This window comes from [Clostridium] celerecrescens 18A, from assembly GCF_002797975.1.
GTDB lineage: Bacteria > Bacillota > Clostridia > Lachnospirales > Lachnospiraceae > Lacrimispora > Lacrimispora celerecrescens.
Map to the genome: position 1 here is coordinate 1,485,367 of NZ_PGET01000001.1, position 25,308 is coordinate 1,510,674.

Annotated in this window: 20 protein-coding genes, 2 other RNA genes and 1 riboswitch; of the genes, 20 read left to right on the top strand and 2 right to left on the bottom strand. The window is 44.5% G+C overall.

All coding sequences use genetic code 11. The annotated features are described in order from the left end of the window. Positions 1-105 precede the first annotated feature (105 nt). The 15 genes from H171_RS07055 (at position 106) to rnpB (ending at position 17,431) form a co-directional block, all read left to right on the top strand. Positions 106-1,797 carry a phosphoenolpyruvate carboxykinase (ATP) gene (locus H171_RS07055; protein WP_100304508.1) on the top strand — a complete coding sequence of 564 codons (1,692 nt, stop codon included), beginning with the start codon at positions 106-108 and terminating at the stop codon, positions 1,795-1,797. A gap of 119 nt (positions 1,798-1,916) precedes the next feature. Beyond that, positions 1,917-2,561 carry an HAD family hydrolase gene (locus H171_RS07060; protein ID WP_100304509.1) on the top strand — a complete coding sequence of 215 codons (645 nt, stop codon included), beginning with the start codon at positions 1,917-1,919 and terminating at the stop codon, positions 2,559-2,561. Positions 2,562-2,608: 47 nt separating this feature from the next. Further along, complete coding sequence (locus H171_RS07065) at positions 2,609-2,872, top strand: HPr family phosphocarrier protein (RefSeq protein ID WP_100304510.1); 264 nt, start codon at positions 2,609-2,611, stop codon at positions 2,870-2,872. 91 nt (positions 2,873-2,963) lie between these two features. Next, positions 2,964-3,143: non-coding RNA, 6S RNA (gene ssrS, locus H171_RS07070), on the top strand. A 101-nt stretch (positions 3,144-3,244) separates the two neighbouring features. Next, positions 3,245-4,477, top strand: coding sequence for an AI-2E family transporter (locus tag H171_RS07075; protein ID WP_100304511.1), 1,233 nt, complete (start codon positions 3,245-3,247; stop codon positions 4,475-4,477). A 9-nt stretch (positions 4,478-4,486) separates the two neighbouring features. Beyond that, the gene (locus H171_RS07080; protein ID WP_100304512.1) at positions 4,487-6,763 is read left to right on the top strand and encodes a SpoIID/LytB domain-containing protein; all 2,277 of its coding nucleotides are present in this window, start codon (positions 4,487-4,489) and stop codon (positions 6,761-6,763) included. A 48-nt stretch (positions 6,764-6,811) separates the two neighbouring features. Then, positions 6,812-8,515: a S8 family peptidase gene (locus H171_RS07085; protein ID WP_100304513.1), complete on the top strand. Its 1,704-nt coding sequence runs from the start codon at positions 6,812-6,814 to the stop codon at positions 8,513-8,515. Positions 8,516-8,699: 184 nt separating this feature from the next. Then, positions 8,700-9,530 (top strand): AraC family transcriptional regulator, encoded by an 831-nt coding sequence (locus H171_RS07090; protein WP_100304514.1) that lies wholly within the window; start codon positions 8,700-8,702, stop codon positions 9,528-9,530. Positions 9,531-9,619: 89 nt separating this feature from the next. Next, positions 9,620-10,630 (top strand): deoxyguanosinetriphosphate triphosphohydrolase, encoded by a 1,011-nt coding sequence (locus tag H171_RS07095; protein ID WP_100304515.1) that lies wholly within the window; start codon positions 9,620-9,622, stop codon positions 10,628-10,630. A 93-nt stretch (positions 10,631-10,723) separates the two neighbouring features. Further along, positions 10,724-12,493: a DNA primase gene (gene dnaG / locus H171_RS07100; protein WP_100304516.1), complete on the top strand. Its 1,770-nt coding sequence runs from the start codon at positions 10,724-10,726 to the stop codon at positions 12,491-12,493. A 39-nt stretch (positions 12,494-12,532) separates the two neighbouring features. Then, entirely contained in the window at positions 12,533-13,738 is a 1,206-nt protein-coding gene (rpoD, locus tag H171_RS07105) for an RNA polymerase sigma factor RpoD (protein WP_242976902.1), read from the top strand. Positions 13,739-13,759: 21 nt separating this feature from the next. After that, entirely contained in the window at positions 13,760-14,461 is a 702-nt protein-coding gene (locus tag H171_RS07110; protein WP_100304517.1) for a tRNA (adenine(22)-N(1))-methyltransferase, read from the top strand. After that, a complete protein-coding gene (locus tag H171_RS07115) occupies positions 14,448-15,269 on the top strand; it encodes a Nif3-like dinuclear metal center hexameric protein (protein WP_100304518.1) in 822 nt (273 codons plus the stop codon). Before H171_RS07110 ends, H171_RS07115 begins: the two co-directional genes overlap by 14 nt. An 11-nt stretch (positions 15,270-15,280) precedes the next feature. Beyond that, positions 15,281-16,942 (top strand): nucleoside kinase, encoded by a 1,662-nt coding sequence (locus H171_RS07120; RefSeq protein WP_100304519.1) that lies wholly within the window; start codon positions 15,281-15,283, stop codon positions 16,940-16,942. Positions 16,943-17,084: 142 nt separating this feature from the next. Continuing rightward, positions 17,085-17,431: RNase P RNA component class A (rnpB, locus tag H171_RS07125), an RNA gene on the top strand. A 107-nt stretch (positions 17,432-17,538) separates the two neighbouring features. Here rnpB and H171_RS07130 read toward each other — a convergent pair. Together H171_RS07130 and pyrB are read right to left on the bottom strand one after the other, a co-directional pair. Then, complete coding sequence (locus H171_RS07130; protein ID WP_025233291.1) at positions 17,539-17,964, bottom strand: aspartate carbamoyltransferase regulatory subunit; 426 nt, start codon at positions 17,962-17,964, stop codon at positions 17,539-17,541. After that, a complete protein-coding gene (pyrB, locus tag H171_RS07135) occupies positions 17,958-18,881 on the bottom strand; it encodes an aspartate carbamoyltransferase (protein ID WP_054790988.1) in 924 nt (307 codons plus the stop codon). The genes H171_RS07130 and pyrB overlap by 7 nt, the downstream gene beginning before the upstream one ends. 366 nt (positions 18,882-19,247) lie before the next feature. On the opposite strand from pyrB, the gene H171_RS07140 reads away from it, so the two are divergent. The 5 genes from H171_RS07140 to H171_RS07160 all read left to right on the top strand — a co-directional run bounded on the left by H171_RS07140 (position 19,248) and on the right by H171_RS07160 (position 25,285). Next, the gene (locus H171_RS07140) at positions 19,248-19,982 is read left to right on the top strand and encodes an ABC transporter ATP-binding protein (RefSeq protein WP_100307451.1); all 735 of its coding nucleotides are present in this window, start codon (positions 19,248-19,250) and stop codon (positions 19,980-19,982) included. Next, positions 19,969-21,813: a COG1361 S-layer family protein gene (locus tag H171_RS07145; protein WP_100304520.1), complete on the top strand. Its 1,845-nt coding sequence runs from the start codon at positions 19,969-19,971 to the stop codon at positions 21,811-21,813. The genes H171_RS07140 and H171_RS07145 overlap by 14 nt, the downstream gene beginning before the upstream one ends. Further along, on the top strand, positions 21,803-23,164 hold the full coding sequence (locus H171_RS07150; protein WP_100304521.1) for an ABC transporter permease: 1,362 nt from the start codon (positions 21,803-21,805) through the stop codon (positions 23,162-23,164). Before H171_RS07145 ends, H171_RS07150 begins: the two co-directional genes overlap by 11 nt. Before the next feature lie 50 nt (positions 23,165-23,214). Continuing rightward, positions 23,215-23,297: riboswitch (ZMP/ZTP riboswitch) on the top strand. A gap of 81 nt (positions 23,298-23,378) precedes the next feature. Beyond that, positions 23,379-24,092: an IMP cyclohydrolase gene (locus tag H171_RS07155; protein WP_100304522.1), complete on the top strand. Its 714-nt coding sequence runs from the start codon at positions 23,379-23,381 to the stop codon at positions 24,090-24,092. 14 nt (positions 24,093-24,106) lie between these two features. Next, a complete protein-coding gene (locus H171_RS07160) occupies positions 24,107-25,285 on the top strand; it encodes a phosphoribosylaminoimidazolecarboxamide formyltransferase (RefSeq protein ID WP_100304523.1) in 1,179 nt (392 codons plus the stop codon). Positions 25,286-25,308: the final 23 nt, after the last annotated feature.

Below are 25,308 nucleotides of genomic sequence, written 5' to 3' on the forward strand. Positions count from 1 at the left end.
AATATATCCATTTTTTAGGAAAATTGCAATGAAAATCATTGACTTTTTCTTAACAAAGTGAGATAATAGTAACAAATTTGGATTTTATAAAAGGAGGATTTTTCTATGTCAACAAAAGCATATTATCCAATCAATGAAATTGGAAAAGGCCAACCAGGTTTTGCAACTACGCGTTCGATCATTGAAGCTCCGTTTTATGGAAACAACGTAATTAAGGTTAATACACTTAGAGAGGCATATGAACTGGCTAAGAATTCACCAGGAACCGTGGTGACGGACATGCCTGTGTACAGGGGAGAGGAATTTGGCCTTGATAAAGATGCCAAGGTTCTCTTATTTAACGATGGTGCGATTACCGGACGTTATGCGACTGCAAGAAGAATCGCAGGAGAACCCGGTGTAAATTGCGGCGCTCTTGACAAAGTTGTTATGGACGCAGTTTATGAAACCCGTTGGAAAACAATGTATCATGCAGAGGTTTATGCCGGACTTGATCCTGAATTCATGGTGAAGGTACATCTCCTTATTCCGGAAGGTGAAGAAAATATTCTGTATAACTGGATGCTGAACTTCCAGTATATGTCTGATGAGTATGCGAAAATGTATAAAGCTTCTAAACCAGTCGGCGACGGAAAAGAAGCAGATATCTATATCTTCTCTGATCCTCAGTGGAATGGTTCCGACCGTCCTGGAGTAGATCTGTCCTGCTTAAGCGATCCTAAATGTTTATGCTACTTTAATACGGACCAGAACTGTGCTGCAATCCTGGGTATGAGATACTTCGGTGAGCACAAAAAAGGTACCCTTACTATGGTATGGGCTCTTGCTAACCGCAACGGATATGCTTCCTGCCACGGCGGACAGAAAGAATATAACTTGACTGATGGTTCCAAATATGTTGCATCTGTATTTGGTTTATCCGGCTCAGGAAAATCCACCATCACTCATGCAAAGCATGGCGGAAAATATGATGTTACCGTTCTCCATGACGATGCTTTCATCATCAATACCGATACCTGCTCATCTGTGGCAATAGAGCCTACATACTTTGATAAGACACAGGATTACCCGACCGGCTGTGAAGATAATAAATATCTCTTAACTGCCCAGAACTGTTCCTGTACCTTAGACGAATACGGAAAGATCCAGCTGGTAACAGAGGATATCAGAAACGGCAATGGACGTGCCATCAAATCAAAACTGTGGTCTCCCAACCGTGTGGATAAGATCGAAGCACCGGTTAATGCAATTTTCTGGATCATGAAGGATCCTACCATTCCGCCGGTAGTAAAATTAAAAGGCGCTTCCCTGGCCTCTGTTATGGGTGCAACTCTTGCAACAAAGAGATCATCAGCAGAAAGACTGGCACCGGGTGCTGATCCCAATGCTCTGGTGGTTGTTCCTTATGCCAATCCATTCAGAACCTATCCTCTGGCCAATGACTATGAGAAATTTAAAAAACTGGTAGAAGAGAAGAACGTAGATTGCTATATTATCAACACTGGTGATTTCATGGGCAAGAAGGTTCAGCCTAAGGATACCTTAGGCATCCTGGAAGCCATTGTGGATAAGACCGCCCAGTTCAAACAGTGGGGACCATTCTCTGACATCGAAATCTTTGAGTGGGAAGGATTTGTTCCGGACCTTCATGATGCCTCTTACGCAGAGCAGTTAAAGGCACGTATGGAAGACCGTGTGAAATTCGTTGCAAATACTGCATCTGTAAAGGAAGGCTATGATAAGCTTCCGGATGATGCCCTGGCAGCACTTCAGAAAATTGTTGAGGAATTAAAATAAAATTTCATAGAGACGAAAAAGGACTTTCCTTTTTCGTCTCTGTTTTTGCGTGGATACCACGTCAGTTAAGAAAAACCCTCAAAGAGTGTTTTTCTTTATTTCACCATACAGGAGGCACCATGAATAAAGAATATCTGTTGTTTGATTTAGATGGAACCCTTACGGACCCCAAAGAGGGCATAACGAAGTCTGTCCAGTATAGCCTCCGGCATTTTGGGATTGAGGTGGAGAATTTAGATGAGCTTTGCTGCTTTATCGGGCCGCCTTTAAAGGACAGCTTTATGGAGTATTATGGCTTTAGTGAGGAACAGGCAAAAAAGGCCATTGATATTTACCGGGAATATTTTTCAGAAAAAGGATTGTATGAAAATAAGGCCTATGAAGGCGTGCTGGATGTACTGCAGTCTCTTCTTAAGGCAGGGAAAAAGCTTTATGTGGCCTCCTCAAAGCCGGAAGTGTTTGTCCGGATGATCCTTAAACATTTTGAGCTGGATTCCTGTTTTTTATTTATGGGAGGTGCCGACATGGATGAAACCAGGGTAAAAAAAGCAGATGTGATACGTTATGTTTTAAAAGAATGCGGAATTACCGATTTGGACAAGACGGTGATGATCGGAGACAGGAAGCATGATGTTTTGGGGGCTAAAGAAACCGGAATTGCATCCGTAGGGGTGTTATATGGATATGGAAGCAGACAGGAGCTTACAAAAGCCGGAGCGGATGTTTTGGCAGATACAATTTTTGATTTGCAGAATCTGTTATAGTATGCTATACTAGGTCTCTAACATTTTAAGCAGGAGGAATACAAGAGATGAAAAAGGTGGAGATCGGATTCTGGGGAGTTGAGTCCATCCTGGAATTTGTCTCAATTGCGGGAGCGTGTAAAGAAAAAATAAATTTGGCCTGCGGAGATAGAACGGTAAACGCAAAATCGTTGCTTTCTGTGCTGTCTTTGGCCACTGCGGAAGGGTTGGAACTGATCATTCATGAAGACTCCAGCGACTCTCTTTTAAGACTTCTGGAACTGTATGTAGAGCACGGAAGACTTCTTGGCAGCAAACATATTGCTGTCTGATCCAATAGATTAAAATCAAAACTGACAGGAAAAGGAACTTGAAAAACAAAACAAAGTAGTGTATACTAAGACCATAGAAAACATGGGAATGTAATTCCTGAAATGTGCGACACTCTTACCTTTTTTGAACCTACATTATGACTCATGGGATTCCGATATTTTCAGGTGGATGTCAAGCCTCCGTTTGCAGTGGAAGGCAGAAACTTGAGTGAGGTTGCCCACCTAGCAAGGCTAGGCGTCAATAAGTAAGAACCGGCATTTTGGGGTTACCAAAGAAAAAAGCAGCGAGAAATCGCTGCTTTAATTTTATGTAAAAGTATGGTACAGTATAGGATAGACAATAGTCAATCTTAAAAACTTAGGAGAATTTTTATGAAAGAGACAAAATTTCGGAATTATTTATGCTGGGGAGTCACAGCACTTTCCGTTATTGCCTTGAGCATAACCTTTGCCTTTTTCCTTTCCAGATTCCAGGCTGTGAAAGGTACGGTAAAAATAATTGTGGGGATTCTTATGCCTGTCATTTACGGGGCAGTCCTCGCATATCTTTTACTGCCGGTATATAACAAGTCCAGAGACATTACGGTACGCCTGTTTTCTTCCAGATGGAAAAATGGGAATGGGGTGAAGTCCATATCCCGGGCCGCGGCAACTGTGGTCAGCTTAATTTTTCTGTTTGTGATAGTAGTCGGACTTTTCTGGATGATCATCCCCCAGATCTATACAAGTGTCATGGGACTCCAGGAATCATTGGGCGAGAATATGAACGATCTGGCCCTGTGGCTTCAGAATATGCTTGAGGATAATCCTTCTGTAGAACGGGCGGTCATACCCATATACGACCGGCTGACAGGCCAACTGCAAAATTGGATGACCTCTGATCTGGTCCCCAACATGTCCATGTTGATCGGCAGCCTTTCCAGCGGACTGCTAAGCGTGGTACTGGTTCTAAAGAATATACTGATCGGTATAATCGTAATGGTTTATCTCCTGAACATAAAAGGAACGCTTTCTGCTCAGGGCAAAAAAATCATTTACAGTATATTTCCTATTAAAACGGCTAACCAGGCAATCGATGAAATCCGTTTTGTTCACCGGGTGTTCGGCGGGTTCATAACGGGAAAGATTTTAGATTCCCTGATTATCGGGATTATGTGCTTTTTTCTTTTGAACGCTATGAATATGCCTTACACACTGTTAGTAAGCGTGATTGTGGGCGTAACCAATGTGATTCCCTTTTTTGGTCCGTTTATCGGAGCTATTCCCAGTGCATTTTTAATCCTGCTGGTCAGCCCTATTAAGTGTCTGTATTTCCTGATATTCATTCTTTTGCTCCAGCAGTTTGACGGAAATATCCTGGGTCCGAAAATATTGGGACAATCCACGGGGCTTCCCAGCTTTTGGGTGCTGTTTTCAATCCTGCTTTTTGGCGGACTGTTTGGTTTTGTGGGAATGATCATTGCGGTGCCGACCTTTGCAGTGTTTTACAGTGTCGTTTCGAGGCTGGTAAACCGTTCCCTTACGAAAAAGGATCTCTCCCTTAAAACGGTGGACTATTATGATCTGGAGCGGATTGATGAAAACAAAAAAACTTATATGAGATAAGAGGAGCGCATGAATAAAAAGACATTTATCGGATTTATAGTCGGTATTCCTCTTTTGGTTTTGATTCTCATTATTATTATTCTGGTAAATGAACCGGAACCGGAGGGAATATCAAGGGGGGTAGCATATAAGTCAGCTGCACTTCTTCTTACCGATAGAGAAAGCTGTGAAAAAATGCTGAAGGAACATAGCCAGGAATACTTTCCGGAAAAGGAACAGAATAACTGGTATGTGAAATACATGAATTACCTGTATGCAGGCGGTTATCTTGACCCCCATGAAATTCCGGCAAAAAGTGATACTGCGGAAGGCTTTCTGACCTATAAAGAGGCGGAAAGCCTGGCGGAGGCTCTGGTTCCTGGATCAGGAAAGAGGATTCATGAAAGCAGCAAAAAACAAAATAAGAAACTTCCGGCTGATGAATGGTGGTATTTGTATGAAGAACTGAGGCAGGCACTGGATAAGGAAGGAACGATCAAAGTGCTTGACGTATTTCTTTATGGCACTCCTACCAATGTAAAAACTGCAACAGCCTGGACTGCCTATACCAGCGGGGGAAATTTTCAATTTGAAGGCATCAGCCTGGATTCTTACATAGACTGGGAGTTAAAGCTCCTGGTAAAAGGCAATGAGATCATTGCATTAAAAGAAGCGGTGACAGATTCCATAACCTATAAAAATGTCTGGCTGACCACAGGAACTGGAGGTACATTCGGTGTATACCTGGGATCAGTGGAACGTACTTTTCCCCTTGAGGCCTCTTTGGGGCAGCCGGAGGATTTTGCCAATAATATTGCGGATATCAGTTTAAAAAGAGGGAGCCTTCAAAAGGTTACCTTAAAGAAAAAGAAGATATCGGGGAAGGTTCTTGCGGTGAAGGATGATTCTGTTGAGGTTGAGGGGTATGGCAGCTTAAAGCTGGATAAAGATTTTAAGGTATACCGGTTATACGGTCAGTTTGAAGAGCGCAGTGTCTCTGATATTCTTGTAGGATATGATATACAGGATTTTGTTGTTGCCCATGGCAGGATATGTGCTGCCTTACTGGTAAGGGAATTTGATGCTAAGAGCATTCGTGTCCTTTTGATGAGCACCAATTTCCAGTCTATCTTCCATCCGTCAGTAACCCTGTCTGCTGAAAGTGGTCTGTTATTGACCTATGGCGAGAAGGAGGTAAAGGTGCCTCCAAAGGCAGAAGTAATTATTGATACCTCAGATGAGCGGCTAAAGGATGGACGTATTGTAATCGCACCTTTAGAAAAAGGAGATTCCATTTCCGTTAATTCCATCCAGAGGTCCTATGGCACCCCGGCCTATGACGGAACGATTGAGATACGTAAGGAAGCCGATGGGCTGCTATTAGTCAATGAGTTGTACCTGGAAGATTATCTGACTAAGGTTGTTCCCAGCGAGATGCCAGACAGCTATGAAAAGGAAGCTTTAAAAGCTCAGGCTGTCTGTGCCAGAACCTATGCGTTCCGTCAGATCCAGAGCAACACCTACAGCAAATACGGAGCCCATGTGGATGACAGTACCAGATTCCAGGTTTATAACAATCTGCAGGCTGCATCAAAAACAGAAGAAGCGGTACGCGAGACTTATGGAAAGCTGTTGTTTTATAACGATAAACCAATTGAAGCTTTTTATTTCTCAACCTCTTGCGGACATACAACCGACGGGAGCATATGGGGAGGAGATCCGGCTGGTTTTCCCTATCTTGATGGCAGCCTTCTTCAGGATAGCAGGGGAGTATTAAATTTGTCGACAAATTCTGATTTTGATGAATTTATAAAGAAAAAAGATTATCCAGCCTTTGATTCAGGTTTCCCCATGTACCGATGGGAAACCACTGTCACGAACCGGCAGCTGGAGGAAGAAATCACCGAAGTCGGGTCGATCCTGAATATTACTGTAACAGAACGGGGAGTAGGCGGAATTGTTAAAAAACTAAGGGTCGAGGGATCCGACGGCGTCATGACCATCAATGGGGAAGGACAGGTAAGGGCAAAGCTTGGAAATAAATATATGAGCATTACAAAGCTTGATGGTACGCTTATGAAGAATTTTGACTCCCTTCCCAGTGCCTATATTGCAATAGAAAATCAAGGCGTTGATGACAATAATATCACAACCTTTCATATCTATGGGGGAGGTTTTGGGCATGGTGTCGGAATGAGTCAGAATGGGGCTCAGGCCATGGCAAAGGGCGGAAAGAATTTCGAGGATATCCTGAAATTCTTCTATCATGACACGGAAGTGCGGGAGGCAGAGCAGAGTAAGGAATGAGAATGACTTTTCCAGCGTAGGATGATAGAAAAAACACAGGAATGTCGTATGCAAGATCAAAAGCTGGAAGTCCTGTTAAATCTTGCCCTCAGCGCAACTCCTGAAGAGCGTGAAAAATCAGGCAATTTAAATGTAGGATATAATCCCGAGGAAAAAACATGGGATGTGATTGTAAAGCATTCCGGAGATATAAGCAATCTTTCCCTGGTGGGAATCCGTGTGGAACAAATGGTGAATGAATACTCTATACTTACCGTACCGGAATCCCTTATTGACCAGTTAAGTGCCTTGCCTCAAATCGAATATGTAGAGAAACCAAAGAGGCTGTTTTTTGCCATCAACCAGGCAAAGTCGGCCTCTTGTGTCAATCTGGTCCAGCAGGGAAGCAATCCTCTTACCGGAAGGGGCGTTTTGGTAGCTATTATTGATTCGGGAATTGATTATTACCACGCTGATTTCCGGAATGATGACGGTACGACCAGGATTGTAGCGCTGTGGGATCAGACACTGGACCGGGTGTTCACTGCAGAAGAAATCAATGCCGCCCTGGCTACCGGAAGCAGGACAGAGGCCAGAAAGCTGGTTCCAACCGTAGATATTTCCGGCCATGGCACAGCCGTGGCATCCATAGCGGCAGGAAACGGAAGGGAAAACAGGGGACAATACCGGGGAATTGCTTTTGAAAGCCCTCTTTTAGTTGTAAAGCTTGGAGTTCCTCAGGAAGGAGGATTTCCCAGGACCACAGAACTTATGCGTGCGGTTAATTTTGCGGTACAACAGGCTGTAAGTATGCAGATGCCTCTGGCCATTAACTTAAGCTTTGGAAATACTTATGGATCCCATGACGGCACCAGCCTTTTAGAGACATTCCTTGATGACTTATCCAATTACGGGAAGACGGTGATTGTGGTGGGAACGGGTAACGAAGGGGTGGCCGGCGGTCATATTTCCGGAGTTCTGACAATGTCAAATCCCGAGGAGATTGAGCTGAGCGTGGGAGGATACCAGCGAAGCTTCAGTGTACAGCTTTGGAAATCCTATGCGGATTTATTTGATATCAGCATTATAACACCTTCCGGAGTAGTGATCGGACCCATCAGCAGCAGCCTGGGGCCTCAAACCCTGAACTATGGAAATACAAGAATTTTACTGTATTATGGGAAGCCCGGACCATACAGTGTGGCGCAGGAAGTTTATATGGATTTCCTTCCCCTCGATACCTATATCGACAGCGGGATATGGAAATTCCGCCTGACTCCCAGACAGATCGTGGAAGGCAAATACGATCTCTGGCTCCCATCCGCCGGAGTGCTGAGTGAGTCTACCAGGTTTTTAAGAGCCACACCTGAAACCACTTTGACCATTCCCTCTACGGCCAACAAGGTCATTTCCGTGGGTGCATATGATGATACCTATCAGTCTTATGCGGATTTTTCCGGCAGAGGATTTACCAGGAGAACCAATCTGGTAAAACCGGATATTGCGGCTCCCGGAGTGGGGATCATTGCGGCAAGGGCCGGAGGCGGGTATGAAACGGTAACAGGTACGTCCTTTGCAACTCCTTTTGTCACCGGCAGCGCCGCCCTTTTGATGCAATGGGGAATTGTGGATGGAAGGGATCCGTTTTTGTTCGGGGAAAAGGTTAAGGCTTATTTCATTCGAGGTGCCAGGCCCTTGCCAGGAATTACGAAATATCCCAATCCTGAGCTTGGATACGGTGCTTTATGCGTGAGTGACAGCCTTCCTGTATAACAAGGAAGGTACGCCCTGACAGGATGATGAAAAGCCATTGGAAAAACAAGCAAAATGATTTATAATATAGTTTATGAACTTGCAGCGCAAGTGAAGATAAAAGGGCTGCCTTTTAGCCCGTCCATCCGATTATGAAAACATCTATTGTTTTCATAATAGAATCAGTACTTTTGGGAGGTGTGAAATGGAAGTCAGACATGAACTGGTCATTCCCAATGATGATTTGCCTTTCCGGTTGTTTATTTTTGAGGGAAGAGATGGAAATTACAAGGTCACGAAACATTGGCACCATTCCGTTGAGATTTTTCTGGTTCAGGAGGGCAGGATTGATTTTTATATCAACAACAGCCACCTTTCCCTTGAGAAACAGGATTTTGTGCTGGTCAATTCCAATGAAGTCCATTCCATTGAATGTCCAAATCCTAATATTACCATAGTTCTTCAAATACCGGCGGAAACCTTTGAGGAGTACATGGGAGAAGAGACCTATGTGAATTTTGAGAAAAAGGATGAGGTCCAAAATAAGAAACTGACACAGCTGGTGATTTCCATGTTTTCCATATATGAGGAACAGGAATATGGTTATAGCCTGAAGGTAAAAAGCCTGTTCTATGAACTTCTATATCTTTTGGTTACGGAGTTTAAGTCGGAAACCATGGATAAGGAGGTTATCCGCCAAAAAAAGCAGCTCGACAAGCTGTCAAAGGTGACTCAGTATATGAGAGAAAATTATGACCAGGACTTAAAGCTTGATGAGGTGGCAGGGCGATTTGGCTTCAGCCCTACCTACTTGTCCAGAATTTTTCAAAAATATGCGCAGGTCAATTACCGTACCTATCTTATTGACCTGCGTGTCAAATATGCGGTCCGGGAACTGGCAGGGACCGGCGGTGAGATTGGTGAGATCGCCATGAAGCATGGATTTCCGGACAGCAGGGCCTTTTCAAAGGCATTTAAGAAGAGGTATGGCTGTCTTCCCAGTGAATACAGGAAATATCTGGATGCAGGCAGATAACGGATATTGCAATTATTTTAATATAGGGTGTTATAATTACTGAAAATATGATATAATGTACCATAACTTTGGGCGAAGGAAGTGATTGTATGAATATCAGGGAATCCACTGAACAATGGGAGGAAGCATATTTAAGTCCTTATGCCGCTATCAGTAAGAACAGCAAAGGAAGAGAGCGGAAAGAGGAATCTTGTGATATCCGGACTGCCTACCAACGGGACCGGGACCGGATCATTCACTGCAAGGCATTTCGCAGGCTGAAACATAAAACCCAGGTTTTTCTGGCCCCGGAAGGGGATCATTACAGAACCAGGCTGACTCATACCCTGGAAGTATCCCAGATAGCCAGAACCATAGCAAAATCCCTGCGCATGAACGAAGACTTAACGGAGGCCATAGCTTTGGCTCATGATCTGGGCCATACCCCATTCGGCCATTCCGGGGAAGCAATTTTGAATAAGATCTGCTCCCAGGGCTTTGCTCATTATAAGCAAAGTGTACGGGTAGTGGAGGTTTTGGAAAAGGACGGCATGGGCTTGAACCTTACTTGGGAGGTCCGGGATGGAATCTTAAATCACCGCACCAGCGGTCACCCTTCCACCTTAGAAGGAGGCATTGTCCGCCTGTCGGATAAGATTGCCTACATCAACCATGACATTGACGATGCCATCAGGGCAAAGATGTTTGTGGAAGAGGATCTGCCGGAGTGCTATACGGGTGTTTTGGGTCACAGCGTTCGTGAAAGACTTAACAATCTGATCCATGATATTATCCGCAACAGCTATGGAAAGCCGGAGATCATAATGTCTCCTGATATGGAGAAGGCCATGCAGGGGCTGCGCACCTGGATGTTTGATAACGTTTATAAAAGTGATATCCCAAAAGCAGAAGAAGGGAAAGCACAGCATCTCATCGTCATGCTTTTTAATTACTATATGGAGCACCCGGACAAGCTTGCGGAGGAATACCGCACCTTAATGGAGGAAGGTGAGGAAAGCCGGGAACAGGCGGTCTGCGATTACATAGCAGGCATGAGCGACAGATTTGCCATTGATAAATTTGAAGAGCTGTTTGTCCCAAAAGCCTGGAAAATGGTTTAAAGCAAATGAAACTGAAAAGGAGAAACACCCTGCGGGTATACCTTCATGGCCAAAATATTTTGTCTGAAAAGAGGAAAGGAGAAATGAAGCTTCATGCGATATTCGGAAGAAGTAATTGAAGAGGTCCGGATGAAGAATGACATCGTGGATGTGATCTCGGGATACGTCAAGCTGCAGAAGAAGGGAAGCAATTATTTTGGTCTCTGTCCTTTTCACAATGAAAAGTCCCCTTCCTTTTCCGTATCTCCCGCTAAACAGATGTACTACTGCTTTGGCTGCGGTGCAGGCGGAAATGTACTGACGTTTATCATGGAATATGAAAACTATTCCTTTTCTGAGGCCCTAAAAGTTCTGGCAGACCGCTCAGGCGTGAAGCTTCCTGTGGCAGAGTACAGCAAGGAGGCGAGAGAGCAGGAAGATCTTAGGTCCGCTCTTTTGGATATCAATAAGCTGGCCGCCAGTTACTTTTATTACCAGCTTAAGAATCCTCAGGGTGAGACTGGCTACCGTTATTTAAGGGACAGGCAGCTGAGCGACGAAACCATCACCAGGTTCGGGCTTGGCTACTCCAATAAGACCAGCGATGATCTTTACCGGTATTTAAAGGGCAAGGGATATGACGATAATCTGTTAAAGCAGACCGGACTGGTGACCATAGAGGAACGGGGGACCTATGATAAGTTTTGGAACCGGGTCATGTTTCCTATTATGGATGTGAACAACCGGGTCATTGGTTTCGGCGGCCGGGTCATGGGAGCCGGGGAACCAAAGTATTTAAACTCGCCGGAGACTAAGCTTTTTGATAAAAGCCGGAATTTATATGGTCTTAATTATGCCAGGCTTTCACGGGAAAAGTACATATTGATCTGCGAGGGTTACATGGATGTGATTGCGATGCACCAGGCCGGTTTTACCAATGCGGTGGCTTCTCTTGGAACGGCTTTCACCACCCAGCACGCCCAACTGTTAAAACGATATACGGATAAAGTGGTTCTCACATATGACAGTGACGGCGCAGGCGTTAAGGCTTCCCTCCGTGCCATTCCCATTCTTAAGGAAGCGGGAATCTCCATTCGCGTGCTAAACATGCAGCCATATAAAGATCCGGATGAGTTCATAAAGAATCAGGGAGCAGAAGAATTCCGTAAACGGATCGATGAGGCCCGCAACAGCTTCCTGTTTGAAATTGATGTATTGAAAAAGAATTATAAAATGGATGATCCGGAGCAGAAAACAGAATTTTACAATCAGGTCGCCAGGAAGCTTTTAGAATTCCCAGAAGCATTGGAACGTGAGAATTATTTGGAGGCGGTATCCAGAGAATATTTTATCAATTATGATGATTTAAAACGTCTGGTCAACCGCTTGGGCGCTTCTCTGGGACCATCGGTTTCTGCTCAAAGGGAAGAAGAGGGGTACTTAAAAAACCAGAGGAAAAAGGAAAAGGAAGACGGTGTAAAGCAGTCCCAAAGGCTGTTACTCACCTGGCTCATTGAAAATCCATTATTATTTGATAAGATTGAAGGAGTGATTACTCCCAATGATTTTATAGAAGAACTGTATCACAAGGTGGCACGGATGGTTTTTGACGGACACGCTGCCGGAACATTGAATCCGGCCGAGATCTTAAATCATTTTATTCATGATGAAGGTCAATACCGGGCAGTCGCAGGTCTTTTTCATGCGAGCTTAAAAGAGTCCCTAGATAATGAAGAGCAAAAAAAAGCGTTTTCGGAAACAATTATGAAAGTGAAAAAAAACAGTCTGGATTATGCCAGCCGTCATGCAGCGGGGATTTTGGAACTGCAGAATATTATAAAGGAACAGGCTGCGCTAAAGGATTTGCATATTTCGCTGGATTAGGGTGTACACTATAGGCAGGCTGTGGAAGGATGGAAGAACATGGACGAGAATGTGAAGAAGGCAGCAGATAAGATGGTGGGGTCAAAAAAAACGGAAGAGGAACAGGCTGCAGAGCTGAAGGCTTTGGAGTCAGCCGCTGCATTTGAGGAAAAATTAAATCAACTTCTTCTCCTGGCAAAAAAGAAACGGAATGTACTGGAAAACCAGGAGGTTCTGGATTTTTTTGTGGGAGAGAACTTAGACTCAGATAAGCTGGATCAGATTTATGATTTTCTGGAAAGCAATAAGGTAGATGTACTTCAAATCGGCGGTGAAGATCTGGATCTTGATGAGGATCTGTTCATAGAAGAAGATATCGAGGATGAAGAAGAAATCGATATGGAAAGTATTGATTTATCTGTTCCGGAAGGTATCAGTGTGGAAGATCCGGTCCGCATGTATTTGAAAGAGATCGGCAAGGTTCCTCTTCTTTCCAGTGAAGATGAGATTGAGCTTGCCAAGAGAATCGAGCTGGGTGACGATGATGCAAAGCAGAGGCTGACAGAGGCCAATCTGCGCCTGGTGGTCAGTATTGCCAAGCGTTATGTCGGGCGGGGAATGCAGTTTTTAGATCTGATCCAGGAAGGAAACTTGGGACTTATTAAGGCTGTGGAAAAGTTTGATTACCGGAAAGGTTATAAGTTCAGTACTTATGCGACCTGGTGGATCAGACAGGCCATCACCCGCGCCATTGCGGACCAGGCCCGCACCATCCGGATTCCGGTCCATATGGTAGAGACCATCAACCGCCTGGTTCGTGTATCCAGACAGCTTTTACAGGAGCTGGGCAGAGAGCCGGTGCCGGAGGAAATAGCCGCCAGAGCGGATATGCAGGTCGACCGGGTCAGAGAAATCATGAAGGTATCTCAGGAACCGGTATCCCTAGAGACGCCTATCGGAGAGGAAGAGGACAGTCATCTTGGAGATTTTATTCAGGATGAGCAGGTAGCTGTTCCCGCCGATGCCGCCACATTTACCATGCTCCATGAACAGCTGATGGAGGTGCTTGACACCTTAACCGAGCGGGAGCAAAAGGTCTTAAAGCTGCGTTTCGGACTTGATGACGGGCGGCCCAGAACCCTGGAAGAGGTAGGAAAAGAATTTAATGTTACGAGAGAACGGATTCGTCAGATAGAGGCTAAAGCATTGCGTAAACTGCGCCATCCCAGCAGAAGCAAGAAGCTTAAGGATTATCTGGATGATTAAGGATACAAGACGGAGTTTAAAATGAAGTTATCAAGGCGTTTGGAAACAATCGCTTCCTTTGTTCCGGAAGGAAGCAGAATTGCAGATATTGGAACGGATCATGGTTATATTCCTATCCATCTGGTACAGGAAGGTAAAGCAAAATATGCCATTGCCATGGATGTGCGGAAGGGCCCCTTGTTAAGGGCCCAGGCCCATATCCAGGAGGCAGGTTTACAAGCTCATGTTGAAGTCCGTTTAAGCGACGGACTTTTAAAATTAGAGCAGAACGAAGCGGACTGTGTGGTCATAGCTGGCATGGGCGGTGAACTGATCATACATATACTTGAGGAAGGCCGTAATTTATGGGAAGGCATTCCTTATTGGGTCCTGTCCCCCCACTCAGAACTGGACAAGGTGCGCAGATTCCTGGAAGAACAGGAATTTTTTATTGAGCGGGAGACTATGATAAAGGAAGAAGGAAAGTTCTATTCCGTAATGGGGATCAGCAGAAAGATAAAAGCAGTAGAAAAAAATGAACGCGAGATTTCCTACCGCTATGGCAGGAGCCTTCTGGAATCCAAAGATCCTGTTTTAAAGGAATATTTAAAAAAGGAAGAAGAGCAGCTGGAGCAGATCATGAGAGGGCTTTCCGTGAGCCAATCGGAGGCAGCGGTCAGAAGAATGGAAGAGCTGAAGCTGGAACTAGCCTATAACAAGGAGGCACAGGATGCAGTGCGATAAACTCATAGAAAAACTGGAACTGCTGGCTCCGCCAGTCTGTGCCTGTGATTGGGATAATGTGGGCCTTTTAGCGGGCCGTAGTGATAAAGAAGTAAAAAAGGTTTTTATTGCCTTAGATGCTACTGACGAAGTTGTCGAAAATGCTGTCCGGTGGGGAGCAGATTTATTGATTACCCACCATCCCCTTATTTTCAAGCCTTTAAATAGAATTAATGACAAAGATTTTATATCCAGACGTATTTTAAGCCTGATCCGCAATGACATTTCTTACTATGCCATGCATACAAACTTTGATGCTGCACCTGGATGTATGGCTGATGCGGCCGCTGGAAAGCTTGGTCTTACAGATTTAAACGTACTGGATAAAGAAGGCATGATGACGAAAGAAACATCGGAAGGTTCCAGGGAAATGGTATATGGAATCGGGAAAACGGGGTATCTTAAGGAAGAGATGACGGTAAAGGAGATCGCTGTTCTTGTGAAGGAGCGGTTTCGTCTTCCCTTTGTCACGGTTTATGGAGAGGCAGCACCAGGAGAGACCGTGCGTTTTGTAGGCATAAGCCCTGGATCCGGAGGAAGTATGATCAAACCGGCTTTGGCTGCAGGTGTGAAAGTCTTTATTACAGGCGATATCGGCCACCATAATGGGATTGATGCCGCTGCAAACCATATGGCAGTCATTGATGCCGGCCATTACGGCCTGGAATATCTGTTTTTGGACTTTCTGGAAGAGTATCTGAAGAAAGAAGTAGGGGAGGACTTAGAAATCTGCAAGGCAGAAGTGGAATTTCCTGAAACATTCATATAAGGAGGAAGCGAATGGCAGTTGTTACGATAAACGGTGTTGAAAAGCAATACCCAATTGGCACGTCTTATCAAGATATTGCAAAAGAATATCAGCCCCAGTATGAAAATGATATCTTACTGGTCAGCATAAACGGAAAATTAAGTGAACTCCATAAAAAAGTCCAGTTTGACTGCAGCCTTCGATTCTTTACTGGGAAAGATCAGCCCGGAATCCAGACTTATCACAGAAGCGCTATATTTGTAATGATGAAAGCCTTTTATGATGTGGCTGGCGCAGAAAATATTGAAAAAGTGACTGTGGATTTTTCTCTTGGAAAAGGCTATTATATGCAGGCTCACGGAAAAATCGGACTGACCGAGGAACTGCTTTCCCGGGTAAAATCTCGCATGCAGGATTATGTGAGCCAAAAAATCCCGATTATGAAACGGAGCGTAAACACGGATGATGCCATTGATTTATTTCACAAGCACCGGATGTATGACAAAGAAAGACTGTTTCGCTACCGCCGCGTCTCCCGTGTCAATATCTACAGCATAGGCGGCTTTGAAGATTACTATTATGGATACATGGTACAGAATACCGGATATATTAAGTATTTTGACCTGATATTACATGATGACGGCTTTATGCTCATGCTGCCCCAGAAGGAAAACCCCAAAGAAGTTCCTGTTTTCGAGCCGGAAAAGAAAAAGAAGCTGTTCCGGGTGCTGAAGGAGAGTGTAAAATGGGGGGAACGGCTGAATGTATCCCATGTAGGCGCTCTGAATGAAGAAATTGCATCGGGAAATATCAATGAACTGATTTTAATTCAGGAGGCTTTACAGGAAAAGAAAATTGCTGAGATCGCAGAACGAATTGGCGCCGACAGGAGCAAAAAATTTGTTATGATCGCCGGACCGTCCTCATCCGGAAAAACTACCTTTTCCCACCGGCTGTCCGTTCAGCTAAAGGCTCAGGGAATGATACCTCATCCCATTGCTGTGGACGATTATTTTGTTAATCGGGTAGACAGTCCGAAAAATCCGGACGGAAGCTACAATTATGAGGTCCTGGAAAGCCTTGATATTGAACAGTTTAATAAAGACATGACGGCCCTTCTGGCAGGAGAAACAGTGGAAATGCCGCGGTACCAATTTAAAACAGGGGTCAGGGAGTATAGAGGCGATTATCTCAAACTGGGAGAAGATGATATCCTGGTGATCGAAGGAATCCATTGCTTAAATGACAGGCTCTCCTATACCCTGCCAAAGGAAAGTAAATTCCGTGTATATGTAAGTGCACTGACTCAGTTGAATATTGATGAACACAACCGGATTCCAACAACCGATTGCCGTCTGATCCGTCGGATGGTACGGGATGCCAGAACAAGAGGAGCTTCCGCGCAGGACACCATACGCATGTGGCCGGCGGTGAGAGCAGGAGAGGAGGAGTATATTTTCCCCTTCCAGGAATCTGCGGACATGATGTTCAACTCAGCTACGGTCTATGAACTGGCTGTTCTGAAGCAGTATGCAGAACCGCTGTTATTCGGTATTCCAAGAGAATCCCCGGAATATATGGAAGCAAAGCGCATGTTAAAATTCCTTGACTATTTTCTTGGGGTCAATTGTGAGGATATTCCCCGCAATTCCATTGTCAGAGAATTTATTGGAGGAAGCTGTTTTAAGGTTTAAAACGGAAAGTAGCTTTACAAATAAAGAAATATATGATATGTTATTATAGTTTGTGAGAAGCTTTCTTTTTGCTTTTTACAAAAGGTGCTGGTTTTTAGCGCCGTCCATCCGATTATGAAAACAGTTTTTCATAATATAGTTTTGAGTAAGACAAATGGCCGCAGCTGCAAAGCCGAAAGGCTGCAGGTGAGGAAAGTCCGGGCTTCACAGGGCAGGATGCCAGATAACGTCTGGCGGAGGCGACTCCAGGGAAAGTGCAACAGAAATATACCGCCGCTTCATGCGGTAAGGGTGGAAAGGTGGTGTAAGAGACCACCGCCCTTCTGGTAACAGGAGGGGTCCATGTAAACCCCATCCGAAGCAAGACCGAACAGGGAGCATAAGGCGGCCCGTCTGCTCCCGGGTAGGTCGCTTGAGCCTGCTGGTGACGGCAGGCCTAGATAGATGGCCATTCAACGACATAACCCGGCTTATCGTCTTGCTCAAAACTTAAAAAAGTGGATACGTATGCAATGTCTCTGTTTCTTATCAGAGCAAGCCATATGGAAAGAATAAAAAAACTGCCTTCCTTGTATACAGGGAAGGCAGTTTTTGAATTATTTCGAATATTTTTCTTCGCAATACCGGCAGCGGTAAACTTCTTTCTGCTCATCGGCAAGATAAAATACATGAGGAAGCCCCTGCTCGATGGAGGTAATGCAGCGGGGGTTTTTGCATTGAATCACGTTGGTGATCTTATTAGGAAGGCTTAAGGTCTTCTTTTCCACAATCAGGTTATCCTTTATAATGTTAACCGTAATGTTATGGTCAATGTATCCCAGAATGTCTAAATCAATGTGGTCTAAGCCGCCTTCAATTTTTATGATGTCCTTTTTTCCCATCTTATTGCTTCTTGCATTCTTAATGATGGCAACCTGGCAATCCAGCTTGTCCAGACCCAGGTTATAATAGATTTCCAGACTTTTGCCGGCTTCAATGTGGTCTAATACGATTCCTTCTTTTAATCCGCTGATATTTAACATGATTTTTCTACCTCCAGTAATGTCATGATAAGAGCCATACGCACATACACGCCGTACTGTGCCTGCTTAAAGTAGGCGGCTCGGGGATCCTCGTCAACCTCCACTGAGATTTCGTTGACTCTTGGAAGAGGGTGAAGAACATACATATCTTCTTTCGCCAGTTTCATTTTCTTTTTGTCCAGAATGTAGCAGTCTTTTAAACGGATGTAATCTTCCTCGTTGAAGAAGCGTTCCTTCTGGACGCGGGTCATATAGAGGATATCAAGAGAAGGCATGGCATCGTCAAGGCTGTCCATTTCTACAAATTCAATGTTATTGGCTTTCAGTACATCTTCTCGGATGTATTCAGGCACCCGCAGCTCTGGGGGGGAAATTAAGATGAATTTGATGTTTTCGTAACGAACAAGAGCATTAATCAGAGAGTGAACCGTGCGGCCAAATTTTAAGTCGCCACAGAGGCCAATGGTCAGATCATTCAAACGGCCTTTTAAAGAATTGATGGAAAGCAGATCAGTAAGGGTCTGGGTCGGATGCTGGTGGCCTCCGTCACCGGCATTGATTACCGGTATGCTGGAATGGTTGGCAGCTACCAGTGGAGCCCCTTCCTTTGGATGTCTCATGGCACATATGTCTGCGTAGCAGGAGAGAACCCGAATGGTATCAGCAACACTTTCTCCTTTTGCGGCAGAACTGGAGTCGGCAGAAGAAAAGCCTAGTACACTGCCGCCCAGATTTAACATGGCAGCCTCGAAACTCAAACGAGTTCTTGTACTTGGCTCATAAAATAATGTCGCTAATTTTTTTCCATCGCATACATGAGAATATTTTGGAAGATTTTCTTCGATATCTTTCGCCAGGTCTAAGAGTTGTCCTGTCTCTTCCACACTAAAGTCTAACGGGTTAAGTAAATGTCTCATAAGAATCTCCTTTATCCACTAAATTATGGTTTAAAATTCTATCCCATCTATTATACAGTATCCATTAGAATATTTCCACACTTTTTTTAAATTTATGATATAATCTTTTCGTATGCCTTTTTTCCAGTAATTAACAGCTTCCCTCCTGTAAGGAATATTTAAGGAAGCGTAAGAAAATAAAGAATGACCGATTGAAATATCTTGTTGTATAATGTGTATGCAAAGTCAAGTATCCTACAGCAGGTTCAGGATCGTTGATACTTGCAGCATTCGCCAGATACAAGAATTCCTGCATTCCTGTGCCTGGCTCATTGCTTGTGAAAATAAAGAAAGGGGGTGTCTGTTTTGGCGGAAAGAAAGTCACCTATGATTCAGGTCAAGAATCTCTACAAGGTGTACAAAGTGGGAAACACAAAGGTCTATGCGTTAAACGGTGTGGACTTTACTATAAATAAGGGAGAGTTCTGTGCGATCGTGGGCCCCTCCGGTTCCGGTAAATCCACTCTCTTAAATATGTTGGCCGGCCTTGAGAAGCCGTCAAAGGGAGAGATTGTCATTGGCGGGAGCCATATAGAAAAGCTTTCAGAAAATCAGCTGGTATCATTCCGCAGAAAGCACGTGGGTTTTATTTTTCAGTCTTATAATCTTTTACAGACTATGAACGCGGTGGAGAATGTGGCTATGCCTCTGTCATTTCGTGGAGTGCCAAAGAAAACTAGAAATGAAAAGGCAAAGGAATACATAAAGCTGGTGGGGCTTGAGAAACAGATGAAGCATATGGCCAATGAGATGTCAGGAGGTCAGCAGCAGAGAGTCGGTATTGCAAGAGCTTTGGCAGTAGACCCTAAGATCATCTTTGCGGATGAGCCAACTGGAAACTTAGATTCCAAGACTACCAGAGAAATTTTAAGTTTAATGCAGAAAATCGTGAGGGAGCAGAATCAGACTTTGGTCATGGTTACACATGATAATTATATTGCAAAGTTTGCTGACAGACAATTCCATATAGTAGATGGAAAGATCGTTAAAATCGAAGAACAGCATCATGAGGAACAGCATCATGAGGATACGAAGGAGGACATGGGATATGAAGAAGGTTAGGAAAGGGATTTTATGGCTGCTTGCGGCCCTTATGATCATAGGAGCCATGCCCGGTGCGGCTTTTGCCCAGTATGACCTAAGCAAAAACACCTACATAGATGTTAAGAAGACTCCGTCGGGAAAGACCGGGGAAAACGTTACCATTAATATGGTTTTTACTAATAATAGCGGCAATGATTTAAATAACGTGGCAGTGAGGTTTGACCGGGATCTGGCAGAACAGGAATACCGGGCAACGGAAGATGCAGATGAAGATTCGAAATATACTGGAGCAGTCTTTCCTTTTGAGATCACTTCCAGTACTTTTGATAACAAAAAGCTGGGAACGGTAAAGAGCGGTTCATCTAAGAGTATTTCTCTTACTGGTAGGGTTCGGAGAGACATTGCAGAGGGGTATTACCTAATACCTTTGGAAGTCGTAACGGATGCATTAAAAAAGGATGATGGTGCCCATTCCAGTTACGAAAAGGTCAACATCTGGATCACAAAATCCTCATCAACCACAGAATCCGGGAAAGATGAAGGAACGATTCAGTTTGAGCTGGGTGAAAACCAGAATACGCCTTTTGGCATCTATCCCCAAACCATGAATTTTAATATGAACGTCCGCAATGCTTCCCAAGTTACGGCTTTTGATGTAAATGTCCGTATGAAGCTGGACCAGGACAGCACAAAGTTCCCCTTTGATATTAACGATGGAAACTACACCAGACATTATGACCGCATGGGCGGTGGTGAAACGGTGGAGATTCCCTACAGCATGAATATCCGCAAGGATGTTTACAGCGGATACTATCCTATTACCTATACCATTGAATACCGCGACAGCACGGACGGAGACGTCCAGAAAGCGGAAGAGACCTTCTATGTCAAGGTTCAGAATAAAGACAAAGAAGAGGAGACAGGTGATTTCAATGCCAATGACAGAACAAAGGCGAGAATCATTGTAGATGGATTCCAGACGAACCCGGAGACAGTTTACGCCGGGGAGGAATTTGAAATGATCCTCCATATGAAGAACGCCTCCGAAAATGTTGCAGCAAGCAACATTCTCTTTAACCTGGAATCAGAAAAGGTTACGGACAGCGCGGTATTTACCATGGATTCCGGTTCCTCATCGATCGTTGTAAATTCTCTTCCCGCTGGCCAGACCACGGATATAAAATTAAAGCTTCGGGCAGGAGCATGGGTGGATCAAAGAACCTATGCCATCACCATCAATGAAAAGTATGACAGCCCTGAATTTAAAAACGCAGAAGAAAAAGTTACGGTAAACATTCCTGTTAAGCAGGTTTCCAGGTTGAATACGGGAACGATCGAGGTAATGCCGGATACGATTTCCGTAGGATCAGAAACAAATGTAATGTTTCCTATCAATAACACCGGAAAGGTTCTCCTCTACAACGTAATGGTGGCCTTTGTGGGAGATTCCATCCAACAGACCAACAGCTATGTAGGAAATATAAAGCCAGGAGAGTCTGGAAATGTGGATGCCATGATCAGCGGAACAGCACATACCACGGATGATGGGAAAATTAAGGTTATGATCACCTATGAGGATGAAAATGGGGTTGTCAGCGATCCTGTTGAAAAAGAGTTAAGTTTAACAGTAACGGAACAGGAAGACTTAGATCCCGGAATGGATGGTTCAGGAGAATTTCCGGCAGTAACAGAGCCGGAAGGCACTTCCAAATATGGAAAGATCATCATTCCTGCGGTGATTGTCGTCCTGGTGATAGGAACCATTGGAACCGTATATGTGCTTAAGAGGCGTAAAAAGAAAAAGGAAGCACTGGAAGAACTGGAAGAGGAAAAAGACAATGAAATTTAGCGATTTGCTTTCCATGAGTGTAAATAACTTAAGACGCAGGAAGCTAAGGACATTTTTAACGGTTCTGGGAGTTTTGATCGGTACGGCTTCCATTGTTGTCATGGTGTCTTTGGGGATCGGCTTTAATGAACTTACCATGGAACAGATCGCTTCCTATGGAAGCCTTACGGAAGTTTCCGTATATTCCAATGCAATGTGGGGAGGAAATGAAAGCAGCAAGGACCCTAATTACATGACGGATGATGTGATTGCACAGTTTGAACGGATCGATCATGTTAATACTGCTTCCCCTCTTCTGGAAACCAGTGTTTTGATGACTCAGGGGGCTTATCAGGCGTATATCAACCTGATCGGAGTCACTCAGGAGTACATGAAGAACATCCCCTTAAAGGAGGGGCAAATTCCGGAGGCGGGAAAAAGAGACTTGCAGATGATTGTAGGGAATATGGTTGCCAGGAATTTCAGCAATCCCAAGAGCAATCGTAACAACTATTATGATGATCCCACCAGCATTCCTGACATAGATTTTATAAATAGACCTCTGTTTGTGATTTTTGATATGGATGCCTATTATCAGTCCCAAAACGGGGGAACTGGGGAAGGCGGAACAATCGTCAAACCGCCCAAAAAGTATCTCATACCAACGGCCGGTCTGGTAGAAGGAGGGCCAGAGGATTGGAATAATTACAGTTACAGCGTTTATGTGGATTTAGAAGCGCTAAAATCTCAGCTAAAACAGATTTTTAAAAAGAAGCCCATTCCCAACCAGCCAACCAATAAAAAGGGAAAACCCTACAACTATTTTATTTATCAGCAGGCGGTTGTTGAAGTGGATGATATGAATAATGTTACTGCGGTACAAAAAGCGATTACAGATATGGGCTTTCAGGCCAACAGCAACATGGAGTGGCTGGAGCAGTCTCAGAAGCAGGCTAAGATGGTTCAGGCTCTTTTAGGAGGTATCGGAGCCGTATCCCTGTTTGTGGCGGCAATTGGTATCGCCAATACCATGATGATGTCCATTTACGAAAGAACAAAGGAAATCGGTATCTTAAAGGTCCTTGGCTGCGATATGAATAATATCAGGAACATGTTCCTTATGGAGTCAGGCTTTATCGGCTTTTTAGGAGGCATAACGGGAATCCTGTTCAGCTATGGGGTTTCATTCCTTATTAACAGGTTCCTTTCGGGCCGCTTTATGTCAGATATGCCTGGAGATCTTTCCAGGATTCCTCCCTGGCTTACCTTAACGGCTGTTGGATTTGCTGTTTTTGTAGGAATGGCCGCAGGATTTTTCCCTGCCCTTAGAGCCATGAAGCTAAGTCCTCTTGCAGCCATTAGGAATGAATAGTGGTAAAAAATAGGGTTGCATTTTTTCAGAGAATATTATATGATGATGTATAAGGTACGTGCGACTGGCGGATAAGTGGATTTTTACCACGGGGAGCACGATACGTAAAAAGCCGACCGCCTGGGCACCCTATGGGATGCCCAGGCGGTTTTTTGCGTAAACAGCGAGCCAAAAGAGTTCATTGTGTTTTCATTCAGAAAGGAGACCAGAGCTGATGAGTTTGATTTCTTTACAAGACGATTTAAAGAGTAATTCCTATCCGGGAAGAGGCATTATTATGGGAAAAACACCGGATGGAAAAAAGGCGGTTGCCGCTTATTTTATTATGGGAAGAAGCGATAACAGCCGAAACCGTGTATTCGTAGAGGAAGGGGAAGGTATCCGTACCCAGGCCTTTGATCCCTCAAAGGTCACAGACCCCAGTCTCATTATTTACGCTCCGGTGCGGGTAATGGGGAATAAGACCATCGTGACAAACGGAGATCAGACCGATACCATTTATGAGGGAATGGATATACAACTGACGTTTGAACAGTCCTTGCGGTGCCGGGAATTTGAACCGGATAGTCCTAATTATACGCCCCGTATTTCCGGGATCATGCATATAGAAGGCGGGCGCTTCAATTACGCCATGTCCATCATCAAGAGCAATCATGGGAATCCGGACTCCTGTAACCGTTATACCTTTGCCTATGATAATCCTGAAGCAGGTGAAGCCCATTTCATTCATACCTATATGCATGATGGAAGTCCTTTGCCTAGCTTTGAAGGGGAACCTAAGCTGGCAGCGGCCCTTGACGACCTGGATGAATTTACTGCCATGCTATGGAAAAGCCTCCATGAAGAGAATAAAATTTCTCTCTTTGTAAGATATATTGACATAGAATCCGGAGCTTATGAGACACGGATTGTAAATAAAAACCAATGACAGGAGTACAAAAGATGAATGAGCTGGAATTAAAATATGGATGTAACCCGAATCAGAAGCCCTCAAGGATTTTTATGCCAGGTGGGAAAGAACTTCCCATTAAGGTATTAAGCGGCCGTCCGGGATATATTAATTTTCTGGATGCTTTTCATGGCTGGCAGCTGGTAAGAGAATTAAAGGAAGCGACCGGCCTTCCTGCGGCAGCTTCTTTTAAACATGTGTCTCCGGCCGGTGCCGCAGTGGGACAGCCTCTTGACCGGATACTTGCAAAGATCTACAGGGTAGAGGATATGGAAGGGCTTTCTCCCCTGGCTTGTGCCTATGCAAGGGCAAGAGGTGCAGACCGTATGTCTTCCTTCGGTGACTTCATTTCCCTGTCGGATATCTGTGATAAGGATACTGCAAGAATTATCAAACGGGAAGTGTCGGATGGCGTCATTGCCCCAGGGTATGAACCGGAAGCCCTGGAAATCTTAAGGTCAAAGAAAAACGGCAATTACAACATCATTCAAATTGACCCGGATTACCAGCCAGAGCCGCTTGAGAGAAAACAGGTTTTTGGGATTATGTTTGAGCAGGGAAGAAATGAAGAGAAGATTCATGGAGATCTTTTAATGAATGTGGTGACAAAGAACCAGGATATCCCCCAATCAGCTAAAATTGACCTGATTATTTCTCTTATTACTTTAAAATATACCCAGTCCAATTCTGTTTGTTTTGCAAAGGGCGGACAAGCGATCGGGATCGGGGCTGGTCAGCAGTCCCGTATACACTGCACAAGACTGGCAGGAAATAAGGCGGATAACTGGTTTCTTCGTCAGGCTCCTCAGGTCCTGGAGCTGCCGTTCTTGGAAGGCATCAGCCGTGCGGACCTGGACAATGCCATTGATGTCTACATTGGAGAAGATTATATGGATGTCATTGCTGACGGCAGATGGGAAAATATTTTCAGGGTAAAGCCAGCCGGATTCACAGGTGAAGAAAAGAAGGCCTGGCTTAGCCGGCTGACGGAGGTTTCTCTGGGATCTGATGCATTTTTCCCATTTGGCGATAACATTGACCGCGCATACAGAAGCGGTGTAAAGTACGTGGCCCAGCCTGGGGGATCGGTTCGTGATGACCAGGTTATTGAAACCTGTGACCAATATGGGATGGCCATGGCCTTTACAGGGCTTCGTCTGTTCCATCATTAAATGGGAAGGAAAATAAGTACCAG

What these genes read in the sequence shown, in the direction of transcription:
- H171_RS07055 (WP_100304508.1), top strand. Translation starts at nt 106, where the DNA reads ATGTCAACAAAAGCATATTATCCAATCAATGAAATTGGAAAAGGCCAA.
- H171_RS07145 (WP_100304520.1), top strand. Translation starts at nt 19,969, where the DNA reads ATGAAGAAGGTTAGGAAAGGGATTTTATGGCTGCTTGCGGCCCTTATG.
- H171_RS07095 (WP_100304515.1), top strand. Translation starts at nt 9,620, where the DNA reads ATGAATATCAGGGAATCCACTGAACAATGGGAGGAAGCATATTTAAGT.
- dnaG (WP_100304516.1), top strand. Translation starts at nt 10,724, where the DNA reads ATGCGATATTCGGAAGAAGTAATTGAAGAGGTCCGGATGAAGAATGAC.
- H171_RS07150 (WP_100304521.1), top strand. Translation starts at nt 21,803, where the DNA reads ATGAAATTTAGCGATTTGCTTTCCATGAGTGTAAATAACTTAAGACGC.
- H171_RS07155 (WP_100304522.1), top strand. Translation starts at nt 23,379, where the DNA reads ATGAGTTTGATTTCTTTACAAGACGATTTAAAGAGTAATTCCTATCCG.
- pyrB (WP_054790988.1), bottom strand. Translation starts at nt 18,881, where the DNA reads ATGAGACATTTACTTAACCCGTTAGACTTTAGTGTGGAAGAGACAGGA.
- H171_RS07120 (WP_100304519.1), top strand. Translation starts at nt 15,281, where the DNA reads ATGGCAGTTGTTACGATAAACGGTGTTGAAAAGCAATACCCAATTGGC.
- H171_RS07060 (WP_100304509.1), top strand. Translation starts at nt 1,917, where the DNA reads ATGAATAAAGAATATCTGTTGTTTGATTTAGATGGAACCCTTACGGAC.
- H171_RS07160 (WP_100304523.1), top strand. Translation starts at nt 24,107, where the DNA reads ATGAATGAGCTGGAATTAAAATATGGATGTAACCCGAATCAGAAGCCC.
- H171_RS07065 (WP_100304510.1), top strand. Translation starts at nt 2,609, where the DNA reads ATGAAAAAGGTGGAGATCGGATTCTGGGGAGTTGAGTCCATCCTGGAA.
- H171_RS07075 (WP_100304511.1), top strand. Translation starts at nt 3,245, where the DNA reads ATGAAAGAGACAAAATTTCGGAATTATTTATGCTGGGGAGTCACAGCA.
- H171_RS07090 (WP_100304514.1), top strand. Translation starts at nt 8,700, where the DNA reads ATGGAAGTCAGACATGAACTGGTCATTCCCAATGATGATTTGCCTTTC.
- rpoD (WP_242976902.1), top strand. Translation starts at nt 12,533, where the DNA reads ATGGACGAGAATGTGAAGAAGGCAGCAGATAAGATGGTGGGGTCAAAA.
- H171_RS07140 (WP_100307451.1), top strand. Translation starts at nt 19,248, where the DNA reads ATGATTCAGGTCAAGAATCTCTACAAGGTGTACAAAGTGGGAAACACA.
- H171_RS07080 (WP_100304512.1), top strand. Translation starts at nt 4,487, where the DNA reads ATGAATAAAAAGACATTTATCGGATTTATAGTCGGTATTCCTCTTTTG.
- H171_RS07110 (WP_100304517.1), top strand. Translation starts at nt 13,760, where the DNA reads ATGAAGTTATCAAGGCGTTTGGAAACAATCGCTTCCTTTGTTCCGGAA.
- H171_RS07085 (WP_100304513.1), top strand. Translation starts at nt 6,812, where the DNA reads ATGCAAGATCAAAAGCTGGAAGTCCTGTTAAATCTTGCCCTCAGCGCA.
- H171_RS07115 (WP_100304518.1), top strand. Translation starts at nt 14,448, where the DNA reads ATGCAGTGCGATAAACTCATAGAAAAACTGGAACTGCTGGCTCCGCCA.
- H171_RS07130 (WP_025233291.1), bottom strand. Translation starts at nt 17,964, where the DNA reads ATGTTAAATATCAGCGGATTAAAAGAAGGAATCGTATTAGACCACATT.